The sequence below is a fragment of the Streptomyces sp. NPDC048417 genome (genome assembly GCF_040651615.1).
Taxonomy (GTDB): Bacteria; Actinomycetota; Actinomycetes; order Streptomycetales; family Streptomycetaceae; genus Streptomyces.
The window spans coordinates 21,596-29,129 of record NZ_JBEZKI010000062.1 but is presented as its reverse complement, the minus strand read 5'-3'; the positions used below and the strand labels follow the sequence as shown (position 1 = coordinate 29,129).

Annotated in this window: 8 protein-coding genes; 4 read left to right on the top strand and 4 right to left on the bottom strand. The window is 71.3% G+C overall.

The window, feature by feature from the left end; translation table 11 throughout:
- Nucleotides 1–320 precede the first annotated feature (320 nt).
- The 4 genes from AB0D59_RS49745 to AB0D59_RS49730 all read right to left on the bottom strand — a co-directional run bounded on the left by AB0D59_RS49745 (nucleotide 321) and on the right by AB0D59_RS49730 (nucleotide 3,192).
- Nucleotides 321–1,226: a GAF domain-containing SpoIIE family protein phosphatase gene (locus AB0D59_RS49745; protein WP_362579387.1), complete on the bottom strand. Its 906-nt coding sequence runs from the start codon at nucleotides 1,224–1,226 to the stop codon at nucleotides 321–323.
- On the bottom strand, nucleotides 1,163–2,038 hold the full coding sequence (locus tag AB0D59_RS49740; protein WP_362579384.1) for a PAS domain-containing protein: 876 nt from the start codon (nucleotides 2,036–2,038) through the stop codon (nucleotides 1,163–1,165). Before AB0D59_RS49740 ends, AB0D59_RS49745 begins: the two co-directional genes overlap by 64 nt.
- Before the next feature lie 198 nt (nucleotides 2,039–2,236).
- The gene (locus tag AB0D59_RS49735) at nucleotides 2,237–2,521 is read right to left on the bottom strand and encodes a hypothetical protein (protein ID WP_362579382.1); all 285 of its coding nucleotides are present in this window, start codon (nucleotides 2,519–2,521) and stop codon (nucleotides 2,237–2,239) included.
- A gap of 326 nt (nucleotides 2,522–2,847) precedes the next feature.
- Nucleotides 2,848–3,192 (bottom strand): hypothetical protein, encoded by a 345-nt coding sequence (locus tag AB0D59_RS49730; RefSeq protein WP_362579379.1) that lies wholly within the window; start codon nucleotides 3,190–3,192, stop codon nucleotides 2,848–2,850.
- 514 nt (nucleotides 3,193–3,706) lie between these two features.
- Here AB0D59_RS49730 and AB0D59_RS49725 point away from each other — a divergent pair.
- The 4 genes from AB0D59_RS49725 to AB0D59_RS49710 all read left to right on the top strand — a co-directional run bounded on the left by AB0D59_RS49725 (nucleotide 3,707) and on the right by AB0D59_RS49710 (nucleotide 7,503).
- Nucleotides 3,707–4,138, top strand: coding sequence for a DUF5994 family protein (locus AB0D59_RS49725; protein WP_362579376.1), 432 nt, complete (start codon nucleotides 3,707–3,709; stop codon nucleotides 4,136–4,138).
- 271 nt (nucleotides 4,139–4,409) lie between these two features.
- Nucleotides 4,410–5,681 (top strand): extracellular solute-binding protein, encoded by a 1,272-nt coding sequence (locus tag AB0D59_RS49720; RefSeq protein WP_362579374.1) that lies wholly within the window; start codon nucleotides 4,410–4,412, stop codon nucleotides 5,679–5,681.
- A gap of 53 nt (nucleotides 5,682–5,734) precedes the next feature.
- The gene (locus AB0D59_RS49715) at nucleotides 5,735–6,586 is read left to right on the top strand and encodes a sugar ABC transporter permease (protein WP_362579393.1); all 852 of its coding nucleotides are present in this window, start codon (nucleotides 5,735–5,737) and stop codon (nucleotides 6,584–6,586) included.
- Nucleotides 6,583–7,503: a carbohydrate ABC transporter permease gene (locus AB0D59_RS49710; protein WP_362579372.1), complete on the top strand. Its 921-nt coding sequence runs from the start codon at nucleotides 6,583–6,585 to the stop codon at nucleotides 7,501–7,503. Before AB0D59_RS49715 ends, AB0D59_RS49710 begins: the two co-directional genes overlap by 4 nt.
- The last annotated feature ends 31 nt before the right edge of the window (nucleotides 7,504–7,534 follow it).

Genomic DNA, 7,534 nt, shown 5'->3' with positions numbered 1-7,534 from the left:
CACCCCCCAGGTCATCCGTTCGACAGGGGGACACAGTCATGCCGGGCCCGGAGGCCAGCGGCCCTCTTGCAGGACCGCGGAAAACATAACGGGGGGCAGCGGCGGTACCCGATCCGCCCACCCCACGCCCACCACGTTCCACGGAACAGATCATCCCCGGCGCTTGCGGCGCCGTGTCGTCGGCTCACCGGGGCCAGTACTGGGCGAGTGCCCCTTCCCGGTACGGGGCGGGGCTGACGCTGAGGTCACCGGCGAAGGGACGGTCCAGGACGAAGACCAGGAGCAGGCTGGCGGCGGCCGGGCGGCCCCTGCCGCCCCTGTCACAGATCCGGCAGGCGCAGGGCGAGGAGGGCCACGTCGTCGGTGCTGCCGGGGGGCATGCGGGCGAGCAGTTGGTCGCAGAATGTGTCCAGCGGTGCGTGGGCGAGCGCGAGGGCGTGGCGGCGCAGCCCGCTCAGGCCGGTGCTGAGGTCGCTGCCGGGGACCTCGACGAGCCCGTCGGTGTAGAGCAGCAGGGTGGAGCCCGGCGGCAGGGGCTGCGTGGCGTCGGGCCGGTTCACCGCGGTACCCAGGGAGGCGCCGAGGAGGATTCCCTGTCCGGCTTCGAGGTAGCGCGCGTGTCCGCCCGGGGTCAGGAGGAGAGGCGGCGGATGTCCGGCGCTGGTCCACCGCAGGGTCCACGGCCCGGTGTGCGGGTGGCCTTCGACCCGGGCGAGGACGAGGGTGGCCATGGAGACGGTGGTGATGGCGGGCATGGCGTCGTCGAGACGGTCGACGACGGCGCCGGGCGGCCCGGTGTGGTCCCAGGCCAGCGAGCGCAGGATGCCGTGCAGTTGGGCCATCCCGGCCGCCGCGGTCAGGTCGTGGCCCACGACGTCGCCGATGACCAGCGCGAGCGTGCCGTCCTTCAACTCGAACGCGTCGTACCAGTCACCGCCGACCTGGGAGCCGGCCGGGGCGGGCTGGTAGCGGGCGGCCAGCCGCAGGCGGCCGGGCTGGGGCAGTGGGGCGAGCAGGTTGCGCTGCATGGCCTCGGCGACGGCGCGCTGGCGGCCGAACCGCCGCGCGTTGTCGATGACCAGGCCGACCCGCCGCCCGATGTCGCTCACCACCCCCAGGTCGGCGGTGTCGAAGGGGTCCGCCGGGTCGGTGCGCACCAGCGTCAGGGCGCCGGTGATCTGGCGTCCGGAGCCCAGCGGCACCGTGAGGACGGACCTCGCGCCCACCGTCCGCAGGAACCCGCTGTACGCCGCGGCCAGCGGAGAGTCGGGCGGCGCGGCCGTCCGGGCCTCGTCCTGAAAAGCACGGGGTCACCGCTGTTCAGTACGTGGACGAGAGGCGAGTGGTCCCCCTCCCCGGGATCGGGGAGCCGCTCGCGCCCGCCCTCCAGTGCGGCGTCCCGGCCCGCGGGACCGGTCACCGCCATGCGGCGGACCTGCCCGGAACGGGTCAGGAGGTCGATCGCCGCCCAGTCGGCCAGGCGGGGAACCAGCAGGCGGCCGAGCCGAGCGAGGGCCTCGTCCGTCTCCAGGGTCTGGCCCAGTACGTCGGTGATCTCCGCGACCAGCGTCAGCCGCTCGTTGAGGTCCTCCAGGGCGCTCGTATACGCCGCACGTTCCCGACGCGCGCCGTGGTCGCCCGTGACATCGGTGAACATCAAGGCGATGCCCTTGAAGGAGCCGCCGTCCCGCAGGGGAGAAGCGGACCAGGAGATCGTGATCAGGTGGCCGTCACCGCGCAGATAGCTGTCCCCGTCACCGCGCGCGGCGGCCTCCTCGGCCAGCGCCCGGAGCAGCGGGCACCGTTCCCGGAGCAGCGTGCCGCCGCCCGCGTCCCGGTGCAGCAGATCGTGCGCGTCCCTGCCGCGCATCTCGGCGGCGGCACGGCCCAGCAGCCGCTCGGCGGCCGGGTTGAGGGCGACGATCCGACCGGCCGGATCCACCACCATCAGGGCCGTGCTCAGCTGGGCGACGACCTGCCACCAGAAACCCGGTTCGGCCGCCGGCCACGACCGCCCCTCATCTCCCGTACCAGGCACCGCACCCGCACCACGCACCCGCCACCACGCACCCTCCAGCCGTCGCGGCCTCGCACCGGAGACCGCGGGCACGTCAGGGAAACCGACACACCAGTGTCCGATGGTCCCCTGGCCGGAGCCCGCCCGCGCGGCCGACACGACGATCCGCTCCCGCACCTCCCGAGTGCCCGCCCACCGGAGGCCCACGGTGCGTCGAGGCTACTCCGCGACGGTGCCGGAGGGGCCGTTCCCGGACGCCGTCCCGCCTCCGCCGGCGGGCCGCCGCCCGGACTGGCTGGTTTCGAGCCAGGACCGTGCGGGTTCTGCCGCGCGGGTGGTGTCCACGGTGAGGTCGAGGCGGGTTCCTCCGTCGGGGCCCGCGGGATAGCTGCGCTGCTCCGTGGCGGCGAAACAGTGGCGCAGTACCTCCGCGACCCTACGGGCGACCTCGGGCGAGGCGGCGACGATGCGGACCGCGGCATGCCCGTCCGAGGGTGTTTGCATGGACTGCACGGCGACCTCGGAGTTCGGTGTCCCGTTATGAGACGGACTCGGACTGGATCTTCCACTCTACTCCGGCGTGTCCCGGCCCCACGGAGAACCGGCGCAGCCCCGGCCGCCGCCTGGTGCTGTGACCGGAGAGGTCTGCCGGAGGCTCGCGGCGTCCGGTGCGGTGCATCACCAGGCGGTGCATCACCAGGCGGAGCATCGCCCGCGTACTGGATGTACTCGGGTGATGCGACAACGCGGCGTGGGGGCACCTCCCGGCCGAAGGCCGGGGGAGTGCCGTGCCGGGCGTCGCGAGCCGGTGAACCTCTCCGGTCGCAGTACTAGGTGCGCAGCAGCCGTTGGGTGATCTCCCGGTACTGCCGCAGCGCGAGCCGGAGTTCGGCGGAGTCCGTCTCGGGGTCCCGGTCCTGCCAGCCCGCGCGGAGGACCTGCCGCAGCTCCGCAAGGGCCTTCGTGAGCTGGGCGGCGGCTTCGTCGAAGGCGCCCTCGGCCTCCTCCAGGGCCTCGCGCGGGGTGTCCGCGAAGGTGTTGACGGCATGTCCGAGGCGGCGCACGATCTCGTCCCGTTCTTCCGGGGGGAGCAGCGGCTCCGGGCCCGTGGTGCGGCGTTCGCCGGAGCCCGGGGGCCGGTCCGCGGGCTGCTGGGCGCGTGTCTGGTCGTACATCGTCGTGTGTACCGCTTCCGTTGCGATGGGGGGCACGGCCCGGAGACGCCCTTGGCGTCACCTTCTCGACGGCCTGCTCCAGGCTTCCGGGGACCCGGTCGACCCTGCCCTTCACGGCCTGGCCCTCGGTCGTCCTGCCAGTCAATGTCCGGCGACGACAGGTGTCAACGCGACGCGGGGCCGGGCGCGAGGAGTATGAGGGAGTACGTTGGGGTGAGCGAGGGTGCGTCGTGCCTACCGACAGGTCGTCTCCAGCACGCCACCCATCCCCCAGGGGCAGTCCGTGACCCCGGCCGCACCTCCTTCCCGGCGGCCTTCGCCCAGGTCAGGGAGCCCCGCCGTGCCGCGCACCCCCATAGCCCCCACCGCCCCCGTCACTGCGGGCCCGCCGGACACCGCCGCGCCGCCCCGGGACGACGACGTCGCCTCCCCCTTCCCGCCGGACGGACCGGGTCGCCGCGCGTCGCGTCCGACGACAACCACGCATCCATCTACGGCAGTTGGCAGGAGCCTCATGACCACCGCACTGCAACCCGCACTTCCCTCCCACCCCGTCCTCCGCCTGCACCTGGCACCCCACGGCGACCTGCCCCGGCCCATCGACGGGGCATGGTGGCCGCGCTCCTACGACCTCCTCGTGGAACTCCCGCGACTGCTGGCCGGGTTGCCGCCCGACTGGGGCCATATCACCAGCGTCACCGTCAACGGGGCGGTGTGGTCCGCGACGCCCGGCCGGATACTCGTCTCCAACCAGGTCGTACGACTACGCAGAGCCCTGACGGCGAACGCCCCGCACACCGTCGTCCTGCTCGCCCCCGGCCGCGGACGCTGGGACCTCGTGGTCGTGCCTCCGGACACCGCCGAGGAGGCCGCGGAATCGCTCATGGCGGCCGCGGCGGGCCACCTGGGGAACGGCGGCCTGCGGGATGACCTCGGGGAAGGCTGACCCGGGCGCCGTGCCGCCGCATCTCCCGTCACTTGCCACAGTTCGCGAAAATGTTTCGTAACCGAGGCATTTCCCTCGCTTGTCCCTGCCGTGAATCCCGTGTCAGTGTCCCGGCCAGCAGGCAGGCCGTCGGCAGCGTCGCGTACGAAAGCCTTTCGTACGAGTCCCCGATCTGTCTCGCTCACCGACGGTATGGGGATACAAGAGAGGCACGACCATGCGGAGAACACCGGTCAGCGGACATCTCGACAGTCCGCGCAGTCGTCGCGTCGTGGCGTCCGCCGTAGCTCTGGCGGCGGCCATGGCCCTTGCCGCGTGCGGGACTTCGGGACCGTCGACGTCCTCGTCGGCGAAGGGCCTGACGATGTGGGCGCTCAACGACCAGACGATCCTCAAGGAGTCCGTCGACGCCTACAACAAGGACCACCCGGACGCGCAGATCACTCTGCGGCTGTTCGCGAACGACGACTACAAGCAGAAGCTGCGCGTGGCCTTCGGCGCGAACCAGGCCCCGGACATCTTCTTCAGCTGGGGCGGCGGAGCCCTCGACGACTACGTCAAGGCCGGCAAGGTCGACGCGCTGACGCAGGCCCAGGCGAACACGGACCGGTACACGCCGAGCGTGATGCAGAGCGCCACCTTCGACGGCAAGGTCTACGGTGTCCCCGCCAACGGCCTCGCCCCGGTCGTCCTCTACTACAACAAGAAGGTGCTGGCCGACGCGGGCGTCCAGCCGCCGAAGACGTACGACGACCTGCTGGCGGCCGTGCAGAAGCTCAAGGGCAAGGGCGTGACCCCGCTGTCCCTCGCCGCGAACTCCAAGTGGCCGACGCTGATGTACCTGGAGTACCTGCTCGACCGGCAGGGCGGCTCCGACGTGTTCACGAAGATCGCCTCCGGTGACTCCGCGGAGTGGAAGGACGCGTCGGTCACCAAGGCCAACCAGTACCTCCAGGACCTGGCGAAGGCCGGGGCCTTCGGCGACAACGCCTCCTCCGTCAACTACGACCAGGGCGCCTCCACGGCCCTCCTCTACACCGGCAAGGCGGCGATGGAGGTGATGGGCACCTGGGAGTACGCCAACATAGCCAAGGCCGCACCGGACTTCCTGAAGAAGGGCGACCTCGGCTACACCGCCTTCCCGTCGCTGTCCGGCGGTGCCGGCGACCCGAAGAGCATCGTCGGCAACCCCTCGAACTTCCTGTCCCTGAACTCCTCGTCGAAGAACAAGTCGGCCGCCCTGACCTACCTCAAGGACTACGTCCTGGACGGCTCCCAGGTCGACGCCTACCTCGCCGCCGGCAGTGTGCCGCCGGTCAAGGGCCTGGAGTCGAAGCTGGCCGCGGTGAAGTCGTCGTCCGACAAGCAGTGGCTGACGTTCGTCTACGACCTGGTGCAGAACGCCCCGGGCTTCCAGCTCTCCTGGGACCAGGCACTGCCGTCCGACCAGGCGGACCCGCTGCTGACCAACACCGACAAGTCGTTCCTGCGGCAGATCCCGCCCGCCGAGTTCGGTACGAACATGAGCAAGGCGGGGTCGTGACCACCGCTCTTCCCGCCGGCCGTAAGGCAGGCCGCCGTTCGAGCGGCCTCCTCATGGCCGCCCCCGCTCTGATTCTGTTCAGCCTGTTCGGTCTCGTCCCCCTCGTCGGCGTGCTGGCGCTCAGCCTCGCCGACTGGGACGGCCTGGGCTCCATCGGCTGGGCCGGCCTCACCAACTGGGGCGATGTCCTGACCGACGGCGCGACCTGGCAGTCGCTCTGGCTCACCGTCAAGGTGATGGCGGTGAGCTGGCTGGTCCAGACGCCGATCGCGCTGGCCCTCGGCGTCTTCCAGGCGCCGAAGGGGAAGGTGCGGGCGCTGTTCGCCGTGCTGTTCTTCCTGCCGCTGCTGCTGTCCGCGGTGGCGATCGGCCTGACCTGGCAGGCGCTGCTCGACCCGTCCTTCGGCATCGGCGCCACGCCCGGCCTGCACTGGCTGGCGAAGCCGCTGCTCGGCTCACCGGACCTCGCGCTGTACACGGTGATCTTCGTGATCGCCTGGCAGTTCGTGCCGTTCCACGCGCTGCTCTACCAGGCCGGGATACGGCAGATCCCCACCGCGCTGTACGAGGCCGCCGCCCTTGACGGCGCGGGACCGGCGGCCCGTTTCCGGCACATCACCCTGCCGCAGCTGAAGTACACGATGGTCACCTCCAGCACCCTGATGCTGGTCGGCTCGCTGACCTACTTCGACCTGATCTTCGTGCTGTCCGGCGGAACCGGCGGTCCCGGCACCGCCACCCGGGTCCTTCCCCTGGCCATGTACATCACCGGATTCCAGACCCACGACATGGGCCGGGCCAGCGCCGTCGCCACCCTCCTGGTGGTCTTCGGCCTCGGCCTGTCGCTGCTGACCACCCGGCTGTCCGGCTTCACCCGGATGGACAGCCGGCAGGAGGGCATGTGAGCACCACCGTGACCAAGGCCCGCGCCGCCACCGCACCGGACGACCTCCCCGCCCGGGGCACGGCAACCCCAGGACCGGTTCGGCCCAACCCCGTACCCGGCATCCTCCGCCGCGCCCTCAGCGGCAGCACCACGCTCGTGTGGACGGCGATCGTCGTCGTACCCGTCTACTGGCTGGTCGTCACCAGCCTGCGCAGCCGGACCGACTTCACCACCGACAGCCCCCTGGCGCTGCCCGGCCACCCGACGTTCGACAACTACCGGACCGTGCTTAACGGCGACTTCACCACCTACCTGCTCAACAGCGTGGTCGTCACCGCCGGGACGGTGGTGCTCGCGGTCGCCTTCGCCCTCATGGCCGCGTTCGCGATCGTCCGCGGCGCCGGCAGCCGTCTGTCCCGGCTGTCGTTCCGGCTGTTCCTGCTGGGCCTGGCGATCCCGTTGCAGGCCGTGATCATCCCCGTGTACCTGCTGATCATCAGGATGCGGCTCTACGACAGCCTGCTCGCGATCGTTCTTCCCTCGGCCGCGTTCGCGCTGCCGATCACCGTGATGATCCTGGTGAGCTTCCTGCGTGACGTGCCCCGCTCGCTGTTCGAGGCCATGATCGTCGACGGTGCCGGCGACTGGCGCATGCTCTGGTCGCTGGCGGCACCCCTGGCCCGCCCGGCCCTGATGACGGTCGCCGTGTACGACGGACTCCAGGTCTGGAACGGCTTCCTCTTCCCGCTCATCCTGACCCAGAGCGGCGACAAGGCCGTACTGCCGCTGGCTCTGACCCTCTACAAGGGCCAGTTCGGCATCGACGTGCCGGCCACCATGGCCGCGGTGGTCCTCTCCACCCTCCCGATGCTCGCGCTGTTCATCCTCGCCCGGCGCCAGCTCGTCGCCGGCATCACCGCCGGCTTCTCCAAGTAGCCGAGTACCCAAGCAGCCCATACCACCGGGC

What these genes read in the sequence shown, in the direction of transcription:
- AB0D59_RS49735 (WP_362579382.1), bottom strand. Translation starts at nt 2,521, where the DNA reads ATGCAAACACCCTCGGACGGGCATGCCGCGGTCCGCATCGTCGCCGCC.
- AB0D59_RS49730 (WP_362579379.1), bottom strand. Translation starts at nt 3,192, where the DNA reads ATGTACGACCAGACACGCGCCCAGCAGCCCGCGGACCGGCCCCCGGGC.
- AB0D59_RS49725 (WP_362579376.1), top strand. Translation starts at nt 3,707, where the DNA reads ATGACCACCGCACTGCAACCCGCACTTCCCTCCCACCCCGTCCTCCGC.
- AB0D59_RS49715 (WP_362579393.1), top strand. Translation starts at nt 5,735, where the DNA reads ATGGCCGCCCCCGCTCTGATTCTGTTCAGCCTGTTCGGTCTCGTCCCC.